Here is a 21,874-nt window from a genome sequence, read left to right as displayed (position 1 = left end):
AGCCGCCATGCCGACCCTCACTGTTTCCTGCGCGCCCCTGCAACCGCTGGAGCGCAAGCGCTTGGCGCTGGCCTTTACCCGCCAGCTCAAGCAGCTGGGCGCCGATACCGCCCATTGCATGGTGTTCTTCAACCCATTGCCCGAAGCCTGCGTCTTCAGCGCCGGTATGCCGATGCCCATCAACGACCGCGAAGGGGCACCCGCGCAGTTCCATGTGCGCATCACCCTGTCGGCGGCGCGTGACCGACTGGCACACCAGGCGCTCGCCGAAGGCCTGCACGGCTGCCTGCGCACGCAGTACCCGAACGCTTTCATCTACCTGCATTTCGACCCGATTCTGCCCGAGCACGTGTTCTTCAGTGCCGGTGCGCAATTGACCAACGCTGCCCAACAACAAGGAAACACCGGCTCGTGAACGACCTCAGCATTGCACCGCGCATTCGCCAAACCCTCGGCCAACTGCTTGGCGAGCAAGTGGATGCCATCGGCCCACGCGACAGCTTCCGAGACTTTCTTGGCGAGCGTTTCGACAGCCTCATGGCCGTGGAAGTGATCACGGCCATCGAAGGGGCCTTCGACATCGAAGTGGACTACCTCAGCGACGACGTACGCTTCTGGTTCGAAACCCTGGAAAAGATGGAGCAGTTCGTTGCACAGAAGCTCGAAGATCAACTGACCCTGCAAGGTGCCGAGTGAACGCCGAGCATCTGTTTACCACCTCCGGCTCCACGGGCGCGCCGCGCCAATGGCTGCGCAGCCTGGCTCAGATGGAGTGCGAGGCGGCGCTGATTCTTCGCCGCTGGGCGCCCGACGCGCGGGAGATCCTGGCGTTTGCGCCGGCCAGCCACAGCTACGGCAGGATCCTCGGCGAAGTCGGTGCCCGGGTGCTCAACGCACGCCTGCAACGCTGCTCGCTGGAGCAGCAGCGGCTACCGGCGCTCGATGGCGAGGGGCCGTGCGTGATCCTCGCCATCGCCAGCACCTGGCGCCTGCTGCCGGCGTTGCTGGCACGGCTTGCGCCTGCGCGCTCAGTGCTGGTGATCCACAGCGCCTCGCTGCTGCCGCCTGGCGCCCTGGCCACGGTCCTGCGCCATGCGGGGCCACAGGTTCGCTTCGTCGAATTGCTGGGCTCGACGGAAACGGGCGCCATGGCTTTTCGCGAGCTGGATGCACACAGCACTGCCGAGCAGGCCTGGACACTGCTGGACGATGTCAGCTTGCTCAGCCCGCCCGGGCAGCCTTGCGCTCTGGAAATCGCCAGCCCGCGTATCGCCCGCGAAGCTGGCCAGGCCCGTGCACCGGCCAGTCACCGCTGCGATGACCAGGTGCTGGTGCTGGGCGAGGGCCGTTTCCAGTGGCTGGGCCGGGCCAGCAGCCTGATCAAGGTAAACGGCCTGCGTCTGGACCTGGCCCGCCTGGCCAGCGAACTTGGCCAGCGCCTGGATTGCCCCTCGCTGGCCTGTGTCGCCATCCGCGATGGGCTGCGCGGCGAAGCCTTCGAGGTGCTGTTCAGCTCCGCCACGCTGAGTGAGCGTGCGGTGCTGGATGCCTTTACCCAATTGCCCTGCGGCCATCCACGGCCGGTCGCGGTGCGCCGCGTCAACCACCTGCCTCTATCCGCCACCGGCAAACCTCAGCCGTGGGCGGCCACAACCGCTGTCAAGGAATACACCCATGACCCACGCTGATACCCAAGCCACCATCGCCGATTACCTCGCCCACTGCGGCGCCGACGCCAGCACCGGCCGCGAGCAGCCCGAATACCTGGGGCTGAGCCTGCGCAAGCGCCATGAACTGTTGCAACGCACCCCGGCGCTGGCCGCCGAGTGGGCGGACCAGTACACGCAATGGTCGGTGCATGCCGACAGCCACTACCGTTGCCTGACCAGCACCCGCCCGGTCGAGGCACCGTGGTTTCGCCTGGGCGTCAAGGACACGGTGGACGTCGCCGGGCTGCCGACTCGCCTGGGGCTGCGCAGCTACCGCCACTACCCGCAACGCAGCGCCGAGGCACTGACCTTCCTCGACCCGCGCATCGCGCTGACCAGCAAGGTCGCCACCACCGAGCTGAACATCGCCTTTGGCGCGGGCTGCCGCAACCCGCATTTCCCGACCATCGACCCGTCGGGTTCCAGCACCGGTTCTGCGGTGTCGGTGGCGGCGGGCCTCTGTGATATTTCCCTGGGCACGGACGTGCTGGGTTCAGTGCGCTGGCCTGCGTCCCACTGCGGCATGGTCGGCCTGCGCATGACCCAGAAGGCCGCGAGCCTGGCCGGAGTGTTCCCGTTGTCGCCACGGATGGACGCCCTGGGCTGGGTGACCCGCAGTGCCGATGACCTCGACCTGCTGCTGCCACTGCTGGGCCTGGAGCCGTTGCTCGGCCAGCAACAGCCGCTCAAGGACCGCTACCGTGTTGCCGTGCTGGAGCACGCCCTGGACCCGACACTGACCAGCCCGGCCATGCTCGACATGCTCGGCCAGGCGCGCAGCGCGCTGGCCGACCTTGGCATGGCGCCAGGTGAAGTCGCGATGCCCGAGCTGTGGGCCTGCCGTGGCGACGCTTGGCAGCTCTGCGCGCGCGACGCCTGGTTGGCCTCGGCGGCTTGGGCGCGACGTTTCGATAGCGAGCTGCACTGGTCGACCCTCAGCGCGCTCAAGGTGGGCGAGGGCGTCAGCGACAGTGACTACCAGCGCATTCACCAGCGCATGGACGCTATCCGTGACGGTATCGATGCCTGGTTCGACGCGGCACAGCTGGATTTCGTGGTGTTCCCGATGGACCCCAACCGCCCCTTCGATCGACGCAATCCGCAGCCCGGCGACTCCACCATCCCGTCGCCGGCCGATCAGGGGTACTCGCAGAAGATCAGTTTCACCCCGCTGGCCAGCTTCAGCGGGCTGCCGGCGATCACCGTACCGATCTGCCTGAGCGCCGATGGCAAGGCGCCGTTGGCCGTGCAGATCATGGGCCGGCGCGACAGCGAGCGGCAGCTGGTGGATATCGCCAAACGCCTGCAAGCCCTGACCGGCCTGCTGCCAACCCGCCGTCTTCAGGTTTAAGGAGCGCAGCATGTGCGGAATCACAGGTTGGGTGGACTACACCCGCGACTTGACCCAAGCCGGCCAGGCCATCGGCGCCATGACCGATACCCTGGCCCTGCGCGGGCCGGACGCCAGCGGCATCTGGCAGCACCGCCATGCCCTTCTGGGCCACCGGCGGCTGGCGATCATCGACCTCAGTGGCGGTGTGCAGCCCATGACCTACCGCTGCGCCAGTGGCGAGGAGATCACCCTGGTCTATACCGGCGAGGTCTACAACCACGATGCCCTGCGTGAGCGCCTGCGCCTGGCCGGCCATCAGTTCCAAACCCGCAGCGACACCGAAGTGGTGCTGCATGCCTATCTGGAATGGGGCGAGCAGTGCTGCGAGCAACTGACCGGAATGTTTGCGTTCGCCGTGTTCGACGGGCGCGATGGCCACTTCCTGCTGGTACGGGATCGTCTGGGGGTCAAGCCGCTGTATTACGCCCGGCATCAACAGGGAGTGCTGTTCGGCTCGGAGATCAAGGCGATTCTGGCTCATCCGGCGTTCAGCCGTTCGCTGGATGTAGTGGGCCTGGTGGATGCGCTAAGCCTCTCTCGAGGCACCGTGCGCACGGCCCTGCGCGGGGTCGATGAGCTGCCGCCGGGGCATCGGCTGTCCTGGCGGCCCAACGGCCAGCCGAAGATCAGCCGCTATTGGCAACTGCAGCGGCGCGAACACCAGGACGACCTGGAAACGACGGTGCAGCGCACCCGCGAGCTGCTCGGCAAGGCGTTGGGCGAGCAGCTTTACGCCGATGTGCCGGTGTGCTCGCTGCTTTCCGGGGGGCTGGACTCCACCGCCCTGACCGCCATGGCGCAACAGCGCCTGGGTGCGGCACAGGGCGGCAAGGTCAATTCGTTCTCGGTGGATTTCGTCGGCCAGGCCGAGCAGTTCCAGAGCGATGCGTTCCGCCCGGAGCGGGACCAGCCCTATGCCTTGGCCGCCGCCGAATACATCGGCAGCCAGCACCAGACCATCCTCATCGACAACCGCGAACTGGTGGCCGATGACGCACGCCTGGCGGTGTACCGGGCCAATGACTCGGCGGCCACCTTCGGCGATGTGGACACCTCGCTGTACCTGCTGTTCAAGGCCATCCGCGCGCATTCCACGGTGGCCATCTCTGGCGAGGCGGCGGACGAGGTATTCGGCGGCTACGCGTGGTTCCGCGATCCCGAGGCAGTGTCAGCGTCGCGCTTTCCGTGGCTGTCGCGCATGCAGTTGCTGCAGCCGGGGCTGATCAACCCCGAGTTCAACCGCCTGTGCGACTTCGCCCAGTATCAGGACAGTTGCTACCACCAGGCGCTGGACCGCGTCGAGCACCTGGCTGGCGACAGCCCGCAGGAGCGGCGCATGCGCGAGCTCTGCCACATGCACCTGCAGCGCTGGCTGCCGATCCTGCTCGACCGCAAAGACCGCCTGAGCATGGCCGCCAGCCTGGAAGTGCGGGTGCCGTTCACCGACCATGAATTGGTGGAGTACGTGTACAACGTGCCCTGGGCGATCAAGGGCAAGGGCGGGGAGGAGAAGTGGCTGCTCAAGCAGGCCTGCGCCGAACTCCTGCCGCCTGCGGTGCTGCAGCGGCGCAAGAGCCCGTACCCGACCTCGGCGAACCTTGCGTATGAGCAGTTCTTGCGCGGGCGGGTGCGGCAATTGCTGGAGGAGGCGGGCAGCCCGGTGTTCCAGGTCATCGACCGGGCCCGCCTGGCGGCCGAGCTGCAACAGCCTGCGGGGTATTTCAACTCGCAACTGCGGCGCAACAACCTGGAAACGGCGCTGGCCCTGGCCACCTGGCTGCGCGAGTACCGCCTAACGGTGTAGTTCAGGCCGTTCGCTGCCATCCAGGATCACCGGGTTCTGGATGGTGTCGGCGAAGCGCCGTGGCGCGCCCAGATCAAGCATGGAAATGAAACTGCCCAGGGCCGGGGAGGCGTTCTGGATGTTCCAGTTCATGTACAGGCCCATGGTCGGCGTGGGTTGGTCCTTGATCGGCCGGATCGGGCGGAACTGCACGCGGTCGCGCAAGGTGGAGTAGGCAATCGACTCCGGCACCAGAGCGACGCCGAAGCCACAGGCCACCAGGCCGATCAGCGTGTGTATCTGCGCCGCTTCCTGCACCACCTTGGGGTAGAAACCGGCCGACTCGCATAGGGCGATGAGTTGGCTGTGGTAGCCGCTGCCCAGCGCTTGCGGGGTGAACACAAAGTCTTCTTCGGCAAAATCGCGTAGGTCGACCATGGCATGGTTGGCTTTGGGGTGGCTGCTGGGCAGGGCCATGATGATCTGCTCGTTGAGCAACAGGCGTGATTCGATGGTGTCCGGTGGCATGGGCAGCTTGCGCATGAAACCGATGTCCGCTTCACCTGCCATCAACGCCTTGGCCTGGGAGGCCGAGGGCATCTCGCGAATGGTCAGCCGCACGTTCGGGTAGATTTCGCGGAATTTCTTCAGGGTGGTGAGCAATGACTCGTAGTAGGCGATGGAGATGGCGGTGATGGTCAGCTTGCCGCAGATGCCTTCGGAAACGTTGCGCGCATATTCGATGCCTTGCTCCAGCTCCTTGAGCGTGCGGTAGGCGGTTTCCAGGAACGCCATGCCGGCTGCGGTGAGCTTGACCCCACGTTTGTTGCGCAGGAACAGGCTGAAGCCCAGCTTCTCTTCGAGTCGGTTGATCGCCTGGCTCAGGGGTGGCTGCGCCATGTGCAGGCGGATGGCTGCCTTGTGAAAGTGCAGCTCCTCGGCCACGGCAATGAACTGCCTGAGCAAACGTGTCTCGATCATTCTACGTTCCTTCATCGGGTCGGACGGGGGCCTGGAAGGCGAACTCCTGCGACCGACCCTGCAAGCGGGCCATGATAGTGCGTGGCATCGCGGCGACAAAGCCTCTGCTGTAAACGGCGGTTGTAAGGGGAATCACGGCACTGGCCGAGGTACGGCGGCAGCCGAGGGGGCAGACGTGATATCCCGGAGATATCAAAGTTGCATGCTTTTAATATTAAGTCATTGATTTTTTTATTGTTATCGTAAAAAGGAGAATCGGAAGAGCTTCACCATGCCAAGCACAGATCCTTTCAAGAACAAAGTTGCCATTGTCACCGGTGCTGCCCAGGGCCTGGGCCTGGATTACGCGACAGCCCTGGCTGCCCGCGGCGCCCGGGTGGTCATCAGTGACCTGGGTACCGATCGTTCGGGCGAAGGCCAGGATCCGGCGGCAGTCAGCGTTGCCCTGCAGACCCTGCAGGCCAAAGGCTATGAGGTGATTGCCCACGTTGGCCATCTGGAAAACGAGGACGAGTGCCAGCAACTGGTGGAGCTTGCCATCAGCCACTTCGGTTCGCTCGACATCATCATCCACAACGCCGGCTGGGTCGACTACCAGGGTATCGAAACCCAGGAGCAGGCCTTCCTCGAGCGCGCCCTGGGCATCAGCGTGCATGCCCCGGTGTGGCTGGCCAAGCATGCCTGGAAGCACCTGAAGGCTTCTGAGGCCCCGCGCATCGTGCTCACCACGTCGGACCGCGCCATGTACCAGCGTTACGCACAGCCTGGGCTGGTGGCGTATTCCGCAGGCAAGATGGCGCAGGTGGGCATCATGAATGCACTGAGCATGGAAGGGCTGGCCCACGGCATCCTGGTCAACGCGATCTCGCCGGTGGCCAAGACCCGCATGTGGGGCGTGACCCTGCCGCCCGAGGAACTCAAGCCCGAGTGGGTGACCCCGGGTGTGCTCTACCTGGCCAGCGGGCTGTGCCGCGACACCGGTTACATCCTGCGCGCCAGCAACGGCCAGTTCACCGCCACCCGCTTCAGCGAGAACAGCGGCGTCAGCTACCCGCGTGACCTGGCGCGGGTCGAAGCTGCCAGCCTGGCCGAAGTGGCCGAGCGCTGGAGCCGCATCAAGGAATGTCATTACTTGCCGTACAAAGTTGCCAATGCTCGCACCGACCTTGGTGAGAGCCCGGTCTGGGATGCCCGCAGCGGCGCACTCTACTTCGTCGACATCACCGGTGGCCGCATCCACCGGCTGCAGGCGGAAGGCGAGGTCGAGGTGCTGTACGAATCCGCAGCACGCATCGGTGCCCTGGCGCTGACCGACCAGGGCAACCTGATCTTCACCGAAGACGCCAGCGTCGCCATTCTCGATGTGATGCCGGGCAAGGTGCGGCAGTATTCCGCCTCGGTGCATCACCGTTCCAGCTACCGTTTCAACGACGGCGCCTGTGATCCTCAAGGGCGCTTCGTCACGGGCCTGATGGACGAAGCACCCAGCGGCAAGACGGGAGCGTTGTTCCGTTTCAACGGCGAGCTGCACGATGAAGTGATCCACGATGGCCTGGCATTGCCGAACGGGCTGGCCTGGTCGCAGGACGGCAAGACCGTGTTCTTCGTCGACTCGGTCAGCCGCTCGATCTACAGCGCCGAGTACCTGGAAGAGGGCCGCCTGGAGCATGTCACGCTGTTCGCCGAGACACCGGCGGAACTGGGCCGCCCCGATGGCATCGCGCTGGACCGTGAAGGTGGGTTGTGGGTTTGTCAGTTCAATGGCAGCTGCCTGCTGCGGTACGACCGCCACGGTCACCTGACCGACCAGGTAGTGATGCCTGTGCCGCGCCCGACCAGTTGCTGTTTCGGTGGCCCGGCCATGGATACGCTGTACATCACCACGGCACGGGTGGGCATGTCGCCTGCAGAACTGCGTCACTACCCCGATGCCGGTGACCTGTATGCAATTCGCCCGGAAATAGGCGGCATCGCACGCTTTGCGTTCAAGGAATGAGGCGTTGATCCGAGCTGGCGGGTAACACGGCAAGCTCGCCGAAGCGCTGCGCCGAGTCGATGTAGCGTAACGCTGACTTGGCGTCCTTCCAGCCCACATAGCTCATCAACGACTTCAGTTCCCAGCCGTTGGCCGTCGCCCAGGTAGCAAAGCCACGGCGCAGGGAGTGGCCGGTGTACAACGCGGCAGGCACGCCAGCTCGTTCGAGCATACGCCGCAGCAGGCCGACCAGGCTGTTGCTGTTGAGCGCGTCGTCGCCGAGGTTGCCCCAGCGGTCGAGCTTGCGAAACACCGGGCCGTGGGCAATGCCTGCGACTTCGATCCACTGCAGATAAGCCGTGACCGGGCACAGCGCCTTGAGCGCCGGTGTGCGGTGCTGCACGCCAAGTGCCTCACGGTCGCCCTTGCTGCGTGGCAGAAACAGGGTGATGCCGACACCGGCTTCGGCCTGGATATGCTCGATGCGCAGGCGCGCCAGCTCGTCTCCCCGAAAACCCCGCCAGAAACCCAGTAGCAGCAATGCGGCGTCGCGTCGGGCGCGGCGCAGGCCGGGCAGGTCGTGCTGCTCGCGTGCCATGCGGGCCTCTTCTTCGAAACGTTCCACGGCAGTTTGCAGGTGCTGCAACAGCAGCGGCGCGGCCTGCCTGGGCGGGGTTGGATGCAGGGTACGGATGCCGCGCAGCACCTGGCGTACCAAGGGGGCCTTGGTCGGGTCGGGGAAGCCCTGGCTGATGTGCCACTGGCTGAGCGCCGCCAGGCGTTGACGCAGGGTGCTGACCGCGTGCTGTTCGGCGTGGTCGGCCAGGTAGCGGGCGATGCTGTCGGCAGTGGCCGGCAGGAAACCGCCCCAGTGCGCCTCGAAGTGCTCGATGGCAGCCTGGTAGCTGCGCCGGGTGTTGTCACGGGTGGCAGCGCGGACGTAGCGCTCGATGTCGGTCATGGTGGAGGCGTCGGTGTCTGATGGCGACACCATAAACCTTAACGGCTTTTATGTCCCGGCCCTATCGCCGGCAAGCCGGCTCCTACAGGTACTCTGCTGGTTCAAGCGCTGCGGTAATCCTGTGGGAGCCGGCTTGCCGGCGATAGGGCCACAACAGCCTTCACAACACGCATGACTTTTCCTCGACACCGTTGAAGGGCGGGTAGTCACGCAACTGCGCCGGCGACAACGGCCGGCTGAAGTGGTAGCCCTGGGCGATGTCGCAGCCGGCCAGCTTCAGGCACACCACCTGCTCGCGGGTTTCGACCCCTTCGGCCACCACCTCCAGGCCCAGGCGCTTGGCCAGAATGATGGTGGAGGAGACGATCGGGCTGTCGTCGTAACTGTTGGATAGCGGCGCGATCAGCGAGCGGTCGATTTTCAGCTTGCTCAACGGCAGCGACTGCAGGTGGGCGAACCCGGCATAACCGCGGCCGAAGTCGTCCAGGCTGATGCCAAGGCCCGCTGCGCGCAGGCGTTGCAGATGCTCGACGGCAGTGCCTTCCGGGTCGAGGATGGTGGTTTCGGTGATTTCCAGCTCCAGCCGTTGCGGGGCAATGCCATGCCCTTGCAACTTGGCCAGCAGGCGGGTGCTGAAATCGCCCTGACGCAATTGCATGGCCGATACATTCACCGCCAGGCGACTGTCACGGCCCTGGGCGGCCCACCGGGCCAACTCTTCACAGGCCAGACGCAGCACCTCCCAACCCAGCTCGATGATGAAGCCGCTGCGTTCGGCCAGGTCGATGAACCGGTCCGGGTAGAGCAGCCCGAACTCGGGGTGGTCCCAGCGCACCAGCGCTTCGTAGCCCAGCACGCGGTGGGTATCAAGGCGAATTTGCGGCTGGTAGTGAAGCACGAACTGGCGCCCGGCCAGCGCGCTGCCAAAGGCTTGCTCGAGGGTGAAGGCCTGGATGTCGCAGAGGTTCAGCGACGGGTCGAAAAATCGATACTGGGCCCGCCCGGCCTGCTTGGCGGAATACATGGCAGCATCGGCAAAACGAATCAGGCTGTCGATTTCCTGGCCGTCACGCGGGCAGATGCTGACGCCGACACTGGGGCTGGTGTTGACCTCCTGGCCGTCGAGGGCATAGGTGGCACATAGTTTGTGCACCAGGTTGCGCACCCAGGCGTTGATCTGTTCTTCGCTGCGCTCGCCGGCCAGCAGTACGACGAACTCGTCGCCGCCAAAGCGTGACGCTTCATCACCCGGCTCCAGCAGGCGCTGGATGCGACCCGCCACGGCCTGCAGCAGCAGGTCGCCGATCTTGTGGCCGAGGGAGTCGTTGATCGACTTGAAGCGGTCCATGTCGATGAACAGGATCGCCATGAGCTGGCGTTTGCCGCGTTGCCGGGTCAGTGCTTGGCCTGCCACCTCGACGAACTGACGGCGGTTGTGCAGGCCGCTGAGGTGGTCGGTGGCAGCGGCCTGGCTACTGCGCCGGTGTTCGTCCTCCAGGCGCCCGATCAATTGCTGGTTGACCTGCTGCGCCTGCTCCAGGGCGCTGAAGGCCTCCTGGCGCTTGCGCAGCAGGCGCAAGGTCCAGGCCAGGCTGGCGAGGATCATCAGGGTCATGCTCAGGTTCAGCCAGAACTGACGCGAGTAGGCAAGCGCGCAGGGCGCAAGGATCTCGTCGTAGCGTTGGCTGACTACCACGCTGAAACCACGTTCGGCGACCCGTCGGTACAGGCTCTGGTAGGGGGTGCCGGCGGCGTACTGGGTAAGTAGCCCGGAAGCGTTGTCGCGGCCCTGCAGGCCAGGCTCGAAGCTGTCGTCTGCCACCACCACGCCGCTGCTGTCGATGCGCAGGCGCTCTTCGCCGTCGTCCTGCAATACACGCATCAGCCCGCTGCTGCCCAGATCGATGTGCTGGAACAGCACAGCCAGGTAACCGATGTCGACCTGCACCACGAGTATGCGCTCGATCTCGCGGCCGGGCAGGTTGGTCAGGGGTAGCAGGAATGGCAGGCGCCAGTTCGGCACGGGGGCGGGGTTGGTGTCCGGCGTGATGCGCGGCAGTAGCGGTTTGAAGCCGTAATGGGCGACGTGCAGGCTCAGTTGCTGCAGCCAGTCGGCGGGCAGTTCCGTGGATGCGTCACCGTGGCTTGCCGACAGCAGCCGGCCTTGGCGGTCGTACAGGCTCATGCGCTTGAATACCGGGTCTTCGGCGAGCAGGCGGGCCAGGTTGAGGTTGTCCTGGCGCAGCATATTCATGTCGTTCTGGGTGACTCGGCCCACAGCCTGTGCGCGGTCTACCAGTTGACGCAGGTTTTCGGCAACCAGGCTGGCCAAGTTGAGGTGTTCGGCCGCCTTGGCCGACAGTGCATCCTGACGCGCGGCAGCCTTCTGGCTGAAATGCAGCCCCCAAAGAAAGGTCAGGGTGGCGGCGCAGAGCATCAAGATCAACAGGCGCAGGAGGCCTGTGGAGGAGAGCGAACGGCGTATCACTGCTGGTATTCCCGACCCTGGGTGGAGGGCGAAAAATACGACAGACAGATGACAGACACATGACTGGTGGCGATATGCCTCTAAGGTTTTCCCCGGTCAGCCAGGGGCGCCTGCAGCCGCGCCGTCTCCTCTTCGAGATAGCTGATCAAGGCCCCCACCTCGGCATCGCCCAGGCGCATGTTGGGCATGGCCAGGCGCTTGTATTGCTCGAAGAGCAAGGTGGCCAGCGGGTCTTTTTCCGCCAGCATCCGGTCCGGCTCCTTCAGCCAGCGCACTAGCCAGGTGGGGTCGCGTTGTGCGGTCACGCCCAGCAGGTCGGGGCCGATACCGGGCTGCCCGGGCTCGATGTTGCCCACCGTATGGCAGGACGAGCAGCGGGTGCGGAAGATCTGTTCGCCACTGCTGGGCGGGCGAATCTGCGGTGCACTGGCGTAGTCGTTGGTGGCCACGGTGGCCTGCTTCCAGTTGTGCAGGCTGTTGCCGAGGCGGTCGGCGAGGATATAGGGGCTTTCGAAGGGCGAGGCCTTCATCCAGCGGCCGGTGGCTTGGTTGCCGATGATCAGGCTCAGGTTGTGGTCTTTCGAGCGGCCGTTTTCCAGGCCTTCTATATATAAGCCGAGGCGCCGGCGCAGTTGTTCGATGTCATCGGGCTCGCCGGTGAGCAAGGTCCAGCCGGGGCCGATGCCGAATTTCTCGGCATAGCGCTTGAGGGTGGCCGGGGTGTCGTTGTAGGGGTCGATGCTGATGGAGTAGAGGAAGATGTCCTTGCCTACGCGGTCACCGAGGATTTTCTGCACCTGGCGCAGGCGGGCGGTTTCCACCGGGCAGGAGTCGGAGCAACCCGTGAAGATGAAGTTGATGGCGACGACCTTGTCCTTGATCAGGTCGTCGTAGAAGTGCACTTTCTTGCCGTCCTGGGTCACCAGCGAGGTGTTGGGGAAGTAGTCGGCGCCCCAGGGTGTGGCTTCGGCCTTGACCGGCACCTGGGCTTGCGCCTGCAGAATCGGCTTGATCGGCCAGTAATGCAGGCTGGCGGCGAATACGGACAGTGCGAGCAGAACACGCCATGAGCCGGTCATGATGCAGTCCTCTGTAGTTTTTGGAGGTTTGCCCGGGCCTCATCGCCGGCAAACCGGCTCCCACAGTCAGTGGTGCCTGTGCTGCACCTGTGGGAGCCGGCGTGCCGGCGATGGGCCGCAAAGCGGCCCGCCTTGCTATTTCACACTGATTGGAGCGGTCACGCTTTGCCCCAGCGCGGACTTCACGGTCACCGTCGCCGGTGTAGCCGGCCCATTGCCCGTGGTAGTCACCGATACCCGCCAGCGCGCACCGGTACCGGCCGCCGACAGCGTTGCCGTCCCCAGGCTCAGCGGCCCGCCGGTCGTGGCTGCCGTGACGGTGATGCTGTTGCCATTGGCCACCGACGTGGTGCCGGACAGATCCCAGGTGTAGCGATTGTTGCTGCGCACCTGCACGGTGGCACTGCTGACCTGGATCTCATCCATCGCCACTGCCGGGCTGACGGCGATGCTCACCGTAGCCGGTGCCAGCGATTCAGCGCCTTTGGCATCCCGTGCCGAGTAGTTGAAGCTGGCGGTAAACGGCGCTTCCACGGTGGCAGGAGGGGTATAGGTCACCAGGGTGCCGTCAGTGGTGACCGTGCCCTGGCCGGAGTCGGGCTGGCTCAGGCCACTGACGGTCAACGGCACGTTGCGATCCGGGTCGCTGTCGTTGGCCAACACATTCAGCACGATCGGTTTGCCCGCCGTGGTCGCGCCGCTGTCGTTGGCCGCCACCGGTGGCTTGTTGGTGTTGTCGTCGCCACCGCTGTTGCTGCTGGCGGTGCGGAAGGTTGGCAGGCCGACCGAGGCCATGTATTGCACGCCATCCCAACCCGGCAGCGGAGTCGGCATCACCTGGAACTGGCCAGGGTGTTCGATGTCCCAGCGCAGCAGCATCGAGGAGTCTTCATGCTGGGTGTTGTGGCAGTGCTCCATGTAGGTCCCGGCGAACTCGCGGAAGCGAATGGCCATTTCCACTTCCTGGGACGAGTCGGCGTCCGGGCCGATGCGGTAGACGTCCTTGCGCGCCCATTTTTCCCACTCTGGAGGTGCCTTGCCGTCGCGGCTGAGGACCACCCCTTCCTCGAAGTGCACGTGCACCGGGTGGCTCCAGCCATTGCCGCCGTTCTTGATCTTCCACACCTCCAGGGTGCCGTCACCGCTGAAGCCGCCATCGGTCGCCTCGCTCGCCAGCTTCGCCGCGGCAGTGATGCGCCGTGGGTCCATGCTGTAGCCGAAGCCGCCGTCTGTCTTGATGGTCCAGGGGGTGGTGTCGGTGCCGTCGGAGCGGCCGAAGATGAACTCGCGGTGGCGGGCGGCCTTGAGCTTGTCCTTGTCGGCAGCGGCGTTGCGGTCGATGGTCAGCGGGATCATCTTCAGGCCTTCGGCCTTGCCGGGTTTGGCCGGCTCGTAGGCGCTTGGGTCCATGGCCAGGTCCTGGCCACTGTAAGGCTGCACCAGCAACTGCATGAACTTGCCGACCACGGGGTCGCCTTTGTCCCATTCAGGCCCCTTGCTGGTCTGTTTGATCACTGCCTTGTACTTCTCGGAGAGCACGTCGGCCAGTGAGATCGCCTGTTTCGGGCCTTTGCCGGTGTCGTGCTCCATCAGGTTGACGAAGTACAGCTTGTCGCCCGCCTTGATGCCATTCTTGGCGAAGTTGATGATGATGTCGTAGCGCTCGGCGATGCCTTGCAGCGGCAGAATGCCGTTGTTGTCCTGCATGTTGCCGTCACCGTTGAGGTCCATCGTGCCGTCGAACGGGATGGCGTGTTCCATGATGTTGCCGTCGTTGGCGATCATGTGGAACGGCACCCGTGCGTAGGACAGGTTGGAGCCGGACGGCCCTTTGAACTCGCCACTGTTGCCGGCGATTTCACGCACCACGGCAAACTTGAAGTAGCGCGACACCGAGCCATTGAGGATGCGGAAGCGGTAGCTGCGCGCACGCACCTTGAGCTTGGGCTGGTACTGCCAGTTGACCAGGATCTGGTCGCCCAGGAAGCCATCGGTGTTGAACGGGTTGAACCAGAGCTGGCCATTCTGATCCCAGGCCTTGTCGGCGACCACCAGGTTGACGTCGTAGTCGCGGTTGCCCCAGGGCATGCCGCTGCCACTGGGGAAGCGCAGGTTGACGCCGTCCTGCAGCGCTTCATTGCCGCGGTCCAGGGCGCTGTAGTAGTTCATCATCACCGCGTTGCCCTTGTAGACGTTCTGGGCGGTGAAATCCATCATGTGGTCGTGGAACCAGTGGGTACTCATGGTTTCGTGCCAGTCGCCACGAATCTTGATGCTGCCGTTTTCGCAGGTCTTCAGGCCTGGCGAGGCGTCGTTGACGTACAGGGTTTCGCCGGGCGAGCAGGGGAATGCCGCACGTGGGTCCTGGGCGCGGGTGTTGATGGTGTCGTAGCCGGCCAGTTGCACCGGCCAGCGGTAGTCGTAGTACTGGCCGGGGAAGAAATAGGCGTTGGCGAAACCGTCGCTTTCAGCCGGCGAGTGGCCGTTGTGCTCGTGGGTGGAGATGGTGTGCAGGCCGAAACCGCCGTTGGCCGCAGGGTCGATCGGCAGCGCGTTGTAGTGGCGCATGAGGATCGGCTGGCCATAGCGCACCATCAGCAGCTTCGGAGGGAAGGTACCGTCGAAGGTCCACAGCGACTTGTGGTTCTGCAGTGGGAAGTTGGGGTGGAAACGGGTGTCGATACCTTTGGTCGTACCGATCGTGGTCGGGATATCCGAGGTTTGGTAGTACAGCCCGCCGGGCCCGAACTCGCCGACGGCGTAGTTGTGCAACTGCTTGCGGTCACGCAGCCCCTGGTTGATGCGCGCACCGGCCTGCGCAGTCTTGAACGCAGCCTGAGGGTAGAACTCGTTCCAGCGCTGGTGCGACCAGCCCTTTCCTGGTGGCCGGCCTTCGGCTGGCGAACCCACCGAATTGCGGTTGAGGAACAGCTCGATCTGCGCCTTCCACGGGTTGCGGTCTAGTACGTTGGAGTACTGGGTAGGGAAGGGGTACAGGCCCGGTTGCTTGAGGAAGGCTTCCAGGGCGTTGCCGTTCGGGCTGCTGCGGGCGACCACGTCGGGGTCCTGGGCGGGCGCTGCGCCGAGGGTGGGCACCGGGAAGGTCAGGCTCGGCGGGGGCAGGCTGGGGTCGAGCTTTTCCGGGCCGAACTCTTCGAACATCAGCAGTTGCTGAGTGTAGGGCAGGGCACCGAACAGCGGGCTGGGCTTGCCGTTGGTAGGGTAATTGCGCGAGGTCTGCAGCGCTGGCGGCAGTACGTTGTCGACACGGTTGGTAGCGCGGTCGCCAAATACCCCGTCCTTGAGTTCCAGCGAACCTTCGTTGGCCTCGGGCAGGTTGGACAGGTTCAGCAGTGCCGGGTTGGGGTCGGCCGGTTGGTCGTCGTAGTGCGAGGGATCCGTTGGAGGGGGTTCGCTCACGTCATCCAAGGACGAGGCCATCGCGCAGGTCAGGCCGAAGCTGACCATCAACGCGGTGACGGCGGTCAATTCGAAGGCGTGGCGCGTGGGGTGGAAGGTGGCATGTGTTTTCATTGCCGGATGCCTCGCTCGCAGCTAAATGGCTTGGTGCCATCAATGGCGTATTGCCCGTTTTAATCGGCTGGAGCAACGGTTGTGCCAATCGGCGTTTCGGTAATGGTTTGTCATACAAAACCTTGAAGGATCTGAGGCGCGCAAAACAACGGGGTGTCAAGAACTGGGGATTGGAACCCAGAAACGGGGTGGCGTGGGCCCAGTTTCGGTGGGCCTGCAAGTGCTTTTGGGGCATGGGCACGGGGAAATGGCGCTTGGCGACGTGGCCATCCTCCTGTATACCTGCTCAGCACCAAGGGGAGCCCGGCAAAGGGCTGAGAAACCGCAGCCAAGCGCGGTGACCCTTCGAACCTGATCCGGATCATGCCGGCGAAGGGATGGGACTGCCGACCTGCCTTTTTGCCGGCCTCACTGCGAGGCCGCTTCATGACCAACTCGAACGGCCTCGCTGTCACCCTTATGGAGGGCAGCACCTTGACCGAACGCTTCAGCGAAACCCTGCGTCGCCAGAACCAACCGACCTGGTCGGCCGCCGTCGGCCACCGCTTCGTCACCGAGCTTTGCGACGGCAGCGTGGCGGACCCGATCATGGTCCGCTACCTGATCCAGGACCATCGCTTCATCGACAGCTTCGTGACCCTGCTCGGCGCGGCCATCGCCACGGCCGACACCTTCGAGGCGCGCCTGCGCCTGGGCCGCTTCGCCGGCATGATCTGCAGCGACGAGAACACGTACTTCCTGCGCGCCTTCGAGGCCCTGGACGTGAGCCCAGCGCAGCGCGCCGAGCCTGCGGACACACTGCCTACCGCCGGTTTCAAGGCGATCATGCGCGAAGCTGCCGCCAGCCGTTCCTACGCGGCCGCCCTGGCGGTACTCAACGTCGCCGAGGGCCTTTACCTGGACTGGGCGCTCGAGGCACCCAAGCCACTGCCGGCGAACTTCGTCCACGCCGAGTGGATCACCCTGCACGACAACCCCGCGTTTGCCGATTTCGTCGCTTTCCTGCAAACCGAGCTGGACCGGGTCGGGCCACAGGAGCCTGAACTGAGCAGCGATTTCTACGCCCGTAGCGTGGCTTTGGAACTGGCCTTCTTCGATGCCATCTATGAGGAGCAAGCATGAGCATGGACATCTTCGCACGCCTGAAATCGGCAGCCGCGCCGCAGTGGGCCAGCTACGTGGACCACGACTTCGTTCGCCAGATGGGCGAGGGCACCTTGCCCGAGGCAGCGTTCCGTCAGTACCTGGTGCAGGACTACCTGTTTCTCATCCAGTTCGCCCGCGCCTGGGCATTGGCCGCCTACAAGAGCCGCCTGCCTGCCGACATTCGCGCCGCTCAGGCTGGCCTGGCGGCCATCCTTGATGAGACCGAACTGCACCTGCGGCTGTGCGCGCGCTGGGGTCTGACGCAGGCCGACATCGAGGCGGCGCCGGAACACCAGGCCACCGTGGCCTATACCCGTTACGTACTGGACTGCGGCGCGGCGGGCGATCTGCTCGAACTTCACGTGGCACTGGCACCCTGCGTGATCGGCTACGCGGAAATCGGCCGTGCCCTGTCTGGGCAGATTGGCGACCTGAGCAACCATCCGTACCGTGAATGGATTGGCGAATATGCAGGCGACGCCTACCAGGGCGTTGCAGCTGCGGCGCGCAAGCACCTCGATGAACTGGCGGCGCGCAGCATGACCGAGCAGCGTTTCGTCGACCTGGCCGGCATCTTTGGCCAAGCTTCGCGGCTGGAAGCGGACTTCTGGCAGATGGGCCTGGACGCGCTCGAGGCCTGAGGCCAAGGCGCCGCTCGTACAAGATTGCAGGCAGTTTCCCTATAGCTGAATACGTCTGGTGCGCTGGGCCGCTCTGCAGTATCGCGCCAGACTCGGGGTCATCCAACAGACCCCGGAGTACGTATGAAGGCCAAGGCATCATTGCTGGCATTGGCGCTGTCCAGTGCCTTCCTGACCCAGGTCACGGCAGCGCCGCTGACTCAGGTCGAGCAGCAGATGCTGCATTACATCGAGCAGCACCGCGACAGCCAGGTGGCGATGCTGGAACAGCTGGTAAACATCAACAGCGGCACCGGCAACCGTCGCGGTGTCGAGCAGGTCGGCGACACGCTCCGGCCGCACCTTGAGCAGCTGGGGTTCGATACCCGCTGGGTTGACCTGCCCCCATCCATGGCCCACGCCGGCAGCCTGGTGGCCACCTTTGGCAAGGCGCATCGGCGCGTGCTGCTGATTGCCCACCTCGACACCGTGTTTCCTCCCGACAGCGATTTCCAGGCGTACCAGTCTTCGGCTGATCGACGCACGGCTACAGGCCCCGGAGTGCTCGACAACAAAGGTGGCCTGACCACATTGCTGTACGCGCTCAAGGCCCTCGAACACGCCGGCCGGCTGCAGCATGCCGCCATTACCGTGGTGCTGGTGGGTGATGAAGAACAAGCGGCGCAACCGAGCTCGATCTCACGCCAGGCGCTGCGCGATGCCGCCCTGCAAAGCGACATTGCGCTGGGGCTGGAATTCGCGACCAGCCCCAGTCAGCTGGTGACGGGGCGCAGAGGTATAAGCGCCTGGCAACTGAGCAGCCGTGGTCAGGTGCGCCATTCCTCGGGCGTATTCGGCGCTCAAGCCGGCTTTGGCGCCATCTACGAAAGCGCCCGGGTACTGGAGGTCTTGCGCACCACGTTCGCCCGGTCGCCAGGGTTGACCGTCAACCCAGGGATCATGGTGGGAGGCCGCAGCGCCCAATTGGATACACGACACAGCACGGGCAGTGCGCAGGGGCCGAAAAACATCATCGCCGGCCAGGCCCAGATTTACGGTGACCTGCGTTTCCTGAGCCGCGGCCAGCAGCGCAGCGCAGAGCAAACACTGCGCGACATTGCCGCTGCGCCTCTGCCGGGTACCACGAGCCAGGTGGAGTTCCACGACATCATGCCCGCCATGCCCGAAACCGCCGGCAATCGTCAATTGCTTGCAGCCTTCAGCGAGGTCAGCGAGGCAATGGGTACAGGTTCGCTGACGGCAGTGCCCGCCCTGGAGCGGGGTGGAGCAGATATCTCCTACATCGCCGACCTTGTCGAGGCCAGCCTCGACGGCCTGGGGCCCTGGGGTACCGGCGCGCACAGCCCACAAGAAACGCTTGAGCTGGCGGCGCTGCCCATCGCGACAGGGCGCCTGGCCATTTTCATCAGCCGCTTTCTGGACAGATGAGTCTTTGGCAGGTGATCACATGCGATAAGCCGTGATTATTCCACCTTAGAAATACGTTGATAAACCAACTGGCAAAGAACAAAATATGCCTGTATTTACATGATACGTAACATGGTACGAAATCGTAGGAGCAGGCATGGCCCGGGGCGGTATCAACAAGGCGGTAGTGCAACAGGCGCGGCAGGTGCTGATCGCCCGTGGCGAACACCCAAGCATCGATGCGGTACGTATCCAATTGGGTAATACGGGTTCGAAGACCACCATCCATCGCTACCTCAAGGAGCTGGAGGTGCTCAAACCTGCTGCGCTGCAGGGTGTTGCCGCGCTCAGCGAGCCGTTGAGCAAACTGGTGGCGCAATTGGCAGCGCAGTTGCAAGAGGAGGGCGACGCGCGCATCGAGCAAGCCGAAGCGGCGTTCGAGCAACAGCGCGAACAGCTCGAGGCGCAGTTGCAACTGGCTCAGCAGGCGTTGGCAGCAGCTCACCAGCAGCAACAGATCCAGGCCCAGGCCTTGAAGGCCGAGTCGGAACGGCTGGCTGCCACCCACAGTACGTTGCAGGCCGAGCAGCTGCGCAGCGCCAGCCTCAACCAGGCATTGGGCGAGCTGCAGGTGCGCCTGGCCGACAAGGATGAACAGGTACGCTCGCTGGAAGAGAAGCACCGCCACGCCCGCGATGCCCTGGAGCACTACCGCACAGCCAGCCGCGAACAACGCGAGCAGGATCAACGACGTCACGAAACCCAGGTGCAGCAGTTGCAGGTCGAACTGCGTCAGGTGCAGCAGGGCATGATCGTCAAGCAGGACGAACTGACCCGCCTGCACCGCGACAACGAGCGCCTGCTCGGCGAGCACCGCCAGGCCAGCAGCGAGCGCCAGGTGCAGGACCAGTTGCTGGAGCAGCGTGATGCGCAGATCCAGGGCTTGCGTACGATTCTGGCCCAGGCCCAGGGCGCCAGCGAAGAAATGCGCCGTCAGCTGCAGACGCAGGAGCAGAGCCTGGAAAGCAAACGCGGTCTCTGCGCAGAACAGGGGCGGCAGTTGCAATACCTGCAGGATGAATTGCTCAAACGCGACGAAGCGCTCAAGGCCTGTCGGCTACAGCTCGCCGAAGGTCAGGCGGCCAATACCAGGCAGTAAGCGCGGCGCAGCGCCGTTGAACGATGCGCCGCCACAGCGCTCACACCTTCAAAGGTTGCCGCGAGGAGCAGGGCCATGAGCATCGAACGCAGTATTCCCGAGCTGGAAGCCTGGTATGCCCAATACGATGACGCCAGTTACCGGCGTGAGTCCCCGGATGCCTACCACCATGACCTGGTGCGCACCGCCGAAGCCTTGCGCGACGACGGTGCCATCGACTGGGATGATTGGCTGGCACTGAAGGCCATGGCCGATCAGGCCCATGGCCGTGCGCTGGAAGATGCCGTGCAAGCCCACGTGGACGACCCCGACGCATGAAAGCCCTGCGCATCGCCACCTTCAACATCAATGGCATCCGCAGCCGACTGCCGGCGCTGTTGGCGTGGCTAGAACGAGAAAAACCCGACATCGCCTGCCTGCAGGAACTGAAGGCAGCCGACGAGCAATTCCCCCGGGAGGCGATCGAAGCCGCTGGCTATGGCTGCCTGCACCATGGGCAACCGTCGTGGAACGGGGTCGCCATCCTGGCCCGCGACACCCAGCCCCTGGAAGTACGTCGGGGTCTGCCGGGCCTGGAGGACGACAGCCAGAGCCGCTACCTGGAAGCCGCCGCCCACGGCGTGCTGGTCGGCTGCCTCTACCTGCCCAACGGCAACCCGCAACCCGGCCCCAAATTCGACTACAAGCTGCGTTGGTTCGAATGCCTGATCGCCCACGCCCGCGAACTCCACGGCAACGGGCACCCGACTCTGCTGGCGGGGGATTTCAATGTGGTGCCGACCGACTTCGATATCTACAACCCCCGTTCGTGGCTCAAGGATGCACTGCTGCAACCTGAATCACGCCAGGCCTTTCAAACCTTGCTCGATCAGGGCTGGATCGACGCCATCCGCCACCTGTATCCCGATGAGCGTGTCTATACATTCTGGGATTACTTCCGCAATCACTGGGCTCGCAATGCCGGGCTACGCATCGACCATCTGCTGCTCAATCCGCAACTGGCGCCCTATCTGAAGGCCGCCGGGGTGGATGCGTGGGTCCGCAACGAGGCGAAAGCCAGCGACCATGCGCCGGCCTGGATCGAACTGGCCACACGCAAGCAGAAATCACGCTAGCACCAGGCGCATGGCGCATCGTCCCTCCAGGCCATGTGCGCGCTCGCTGGCCAGCACTGCGCTCAACCTTGGGCTCAGCTGCTCAGAGGCCATCAGTTCGAACCCGTAGCGCGCATAGAAAGGCGCATTCCAGGGCACATCGGCAAAGGTGGTCAAGGTCAGTTGCTGCAGGCATCTGCGCCGAGCAACGGCGACAGCCTCATCCAGCAGCCGTCGCCCCACACCTTGCCCCTGGGCCTCCAGGCGCACAGACAACTCCTCGATATGCAGCGCCCGGCCCTCCAGGCGGGCACAGATAAAGCCCAGCAACTCGCCCTGGGCGTTTTCCGCCACCCAGCTACACGCTGTTTCGATGAACATTCGGTGGGCGTCCACAGCCAGCACTTCGCCCTGGGCCAGCCAGGCCCGTTCAGGCCGCTGGGCGAACGCCCGTGCGGCTGAGCGTTCGATAGCCATCAGTTGCGGTACATCCTCATGGCGGGCAGGGCGTACAAGCATTGCGG

At 64.5% G+C, this 21,874-nt stretch carries 18 protein-coding genes, 1 pseudogene and 1 riboswitch; of the genes and pseudogenes, 13 read left to right on the top strand and 6 right to left on the bottom strand.

Features of this window, described 5'->3' with window-relative positions:
* The first annotated feature begins 7 nt into the window (after positions 1-7).
* From KU43P_RS13400 to asnB, 5 genes are read left to right on the top strand one after another with little or no spacing between them, the layout of a single operon-like run.
* A complete protein-coding gene (locus tag KU43P_RS13400) occupies positions 8-415 on the top strand; it encodes a hypothetical protein (protein WP_317657860.1) in 408 nt (135 codons plus the stop codon).
* On the top strand, positions 412-696 hold the full coding sequence (locus tag KU43P_RS13395) for an acyl carrier protein (RefSeq protein ID WP_317657859.1): 285 nt from the start codon (positions 412-414) through the stop codon (positions 694-696). The genes KU43P_RS13400 and KU43P_RS13395 overlap by 4 nt, the downstream gene beginning before the upstream one ends.
* Positions 693-1,688 (top strand): acyl-CoA synthetase, encoded by a 996-nt coding sequence (locus KU43P_RS13390; RefSeq protein ID WP_317657858.1) that lies wholly within the window; start codon positions 693-695, stop codon positions 1,686-1,688. The genes KU43P_RS13395 and KU43P_RS13390 overlap by 4 nt, the downstream gene beginning before the upstream one ends.
* Positions 1,675-3,060, top strand: coding sequence for an amidase (locus KU43P_RS13385; protein ID WP_317657857.1), 1,386 nt, complete (start codon positions 1,675-1,677; stop codon positions 3,058-3,060). The genes KU43P_RS13390 and KU43P_RS13385 overlap by 14 nt, the downstream gene beginning before the upstream one ends.
* Before the next feature lie 10 nt (positions 3,061-3,070).
* Complete coding sequence (gene asnB, locus KU43P_RS13380; protein WP_317657856.1) at positions 3,071-4,906, top strand: asparagine synthase (glutamine-hydrolyzing); 1,836 nt, start codon at positions 3,071-3,073, stop codon at positions 4,904-4,906.
* Here asnB and KU43P_RS13375 read toward each other — a convergent pair.
* Positions 4,895-5,866: a LysR family transcriptional regulator gene (locus KU43P_RS13375; RefSeq protein ID WP_317657855.1), complete on the bottom strand. Its 972-nt coding sequence runs from the start codon at positions 5,864-5,866 to the stop codon at positions 4,895-4,897. The genes asnB and KU43P_RS13375 overlap by 12 nt on opposite strands.
* Before the next feature lie 271 nt (positions 5,867-6,137).
* Between KU43P_RS13375 and KU43P_RS13370 the strand changes: the two are divergent.
* Both KU43P_RS13370 and KU43P_RS13365 read left to right on the top strand, forming a co-directional pair.
* Positions 6,138-6,743 (top strand): annotated as a pseudogene (locus KU43P_RS13370) (SDR family NAD(P)-dependent oxidoreductase); the annotation flags it as partial.
* A 9-nt stretch (positions 6,744-6,752) separates the two neighbouring features.
* The gene (locus KU43P_RS13365; protein WP_411567255.1) at positions 6,753-7,862 is read left to right on the top strand and encodes an SMP-30/gluconolactonase/LRE family protein; all 1,110 of its coding nucleotides are present in this window, start codon (positions 6,753-6,755) and stop codon (positions 7,860-7,862) included.
* Here the strand turns inward: KU43P_RS13365 and KU43P_RS13360 are convergent.
* The 4 genes from KU43P_RS13360 to KU43P_RS13345 all read right to left on the bottom strand — a co-directional run bounded on the left by KU43P_RS13360 (position 7,852) and on the right by KU43P_RS13345 (position 15,903).
* A complete protein-coding gene (locus tag KU43P_RS13360) occupies positions 7,852-8,832 on the bottom strand; it encodes a site-specific integrase (RefSeq protein ID WP_317657854.1) in 981 nt (326 codons plus the stop codon). The genes KU43P_RS13365 and KU43P_RS13360 overlap by 11 nt on opposite strands.
* A gap of 130 nt (positions 8,833-8,962) precedes the next feature.
* Positions 8,963-11,290 carry an EAL domain-containing protein gene (locus KU43P_RS13355; RefSeq protein ID WP_317657853.1) on the bottom strand — a complete coding sequence of 776 codons (2,328 nt, stop codon included), beginning with the start codon at positions 11,288-11,290 and terminating at the stop codon, positions 8,963-8,965.
* Between the two features lie 80 nt (positions 11,291-11,370).
* A complete protein-coding gene (locus tag KU43P_RS13350) occupies positions 11,371-12,369 on the bottom strand; it encodes an SCO family protein (protein WP_317657852.1) in 999 nt (332 codons plus the stop codon).
* A gap of 135 nt (positions 12,370-12,504) precedes the next feature.
* The gene (locus KU43P_RS13345) at positions 12,505-15,903 is read right to left on the bottom strand and encodes an Ig-like domain-containing protein (RefSeq protein WP_317657851.1); all 3,399 of its coding nucleotides are present in this window, start codon (positions 15,901-15,903) and stop codon (positions 12,505-12,507) included.
* Positions 15,904-16,188: 285 nt separating this feature from the next.
* A riboswitch (TPP riboswitch) is annotated at positions 16,189-16,298 on the top strand.
* A gap of 79 nt (positions 16,299-16,377) precedes the next feature.
* On the opposite strand from KU43P_RS13345, the gene KU43P_RS13340 reads away from it, so the two are divergent.
* The 6 genes from KU43P_RS13340 to xth all read left to right on the top strand — a co-directional run bounded on the left by KU43P_RS13340 (position 16,378) and on the right by xth (position 21,371).
* Positions 16,378-17,025, top strand: coding sequence for a TenA family protein (locus KU43P_RS13340; protein ID WP_317663811.1), 648 nt, complete (start codon positions 16,378-16,380; stop codon positions 17,023-17,025).
* On the top strand, positions 17,022-17,690 hold the full coding sequence (gene tenA, locus KU43P_RS13335) for a thiaminase II (RefSeq protein ID WP_317657850.1): 669 nt from the start codon (positions 17,022-17,024) through the stop codon (positions 17,688-17,690). The genes KU43P_RS13340 and tenA overlap by 4 nt, the downstream gene beginning before the upstream one ends.
* Before the next feature lie 123 nt (positions 17,691-17,813).
* The gene (locus KU43P_RS13330) at positions 17,814-19,118 is read left to right on the top strand and encodes a M20/M25/M40 family metallo-hydrolase (RefSeq protein WP_317663688.1); all 1,305 of its coding nucleotides are present in this window, start codon (positions 17,814-17,816) and stop codon (positions 19,116-19,118) included.
* Between the two features lie 136 nt (positions 19,119-19,254).
* Positions 19,255-20,256 carry a DNA-binding protein gene (locus KU43P_RS13325; RefSeq protein ID WP_317663687.1) on the top strand — a complete coding sequence of 334 codons (1,002 nt, stop codon included), beginning with the start codon at positions 19,255-19,257 and terminating at the stop codon, positions 20,254-20,256.
* 75 nt (positions 20,257-20,331) lie between these two features.
* Complete coding sequence (locus KU43P_RS13320; RefSeq protein WP_317663685.1) at positions 20,332-20,574, top strand: hypothetical protein; 243 nt, start codon at positions 20,332-20,334, stop codon at positions 20,572-20,574.
* Positions 20,571-21,371 (top strand): exodeoxyribonuclease III, encoded by an 801-nt coding sequence (xth, locus tag KU43P_RS13315; RefSeq protein WP_317663683.1) that lies wholly within the window; start codon positions 20,571-20,573, stop codon positions 21,369-21,371. Before KU43P_RS13320 ends, xth begins: the two co-directional genes overlap by 4 nt.
* On the opposite strand, the gene KU43P_RS13310 is transcribed toward xth, so the two are convergent.
* Complete coding sequence (locus tag KU43P_RS13310; RefSeq protein ID WP_317663681.1) at positions 21,363-21,869, bottom strand: GNAT family N-acetyltransferase; 507 nt, start codon at positions 21,867-21,869, stop codon at positions 21,363-21,365. The two genes, xth and KU43P_RS13310, sit on opposite strands and share 9 nt — an antisense overlap.
* Positions 21,870-21,874: the final 5 nt, after the last annotated feature.

Origin of the sequence: Pseudomonas sp. KU43P (assembly GCF_033095865.1) — a bacterium.
GTDB lineage: Bacteria > Pseudomonadota > Gammaproteobacteria > Pseudomonadales > Pseudomonadaceae > Aquipseudomonas.
Note: the sequence above shows the minus strand (reverse complement) of the source record. Positions and strands in the feature narration are given on the sequence as shown.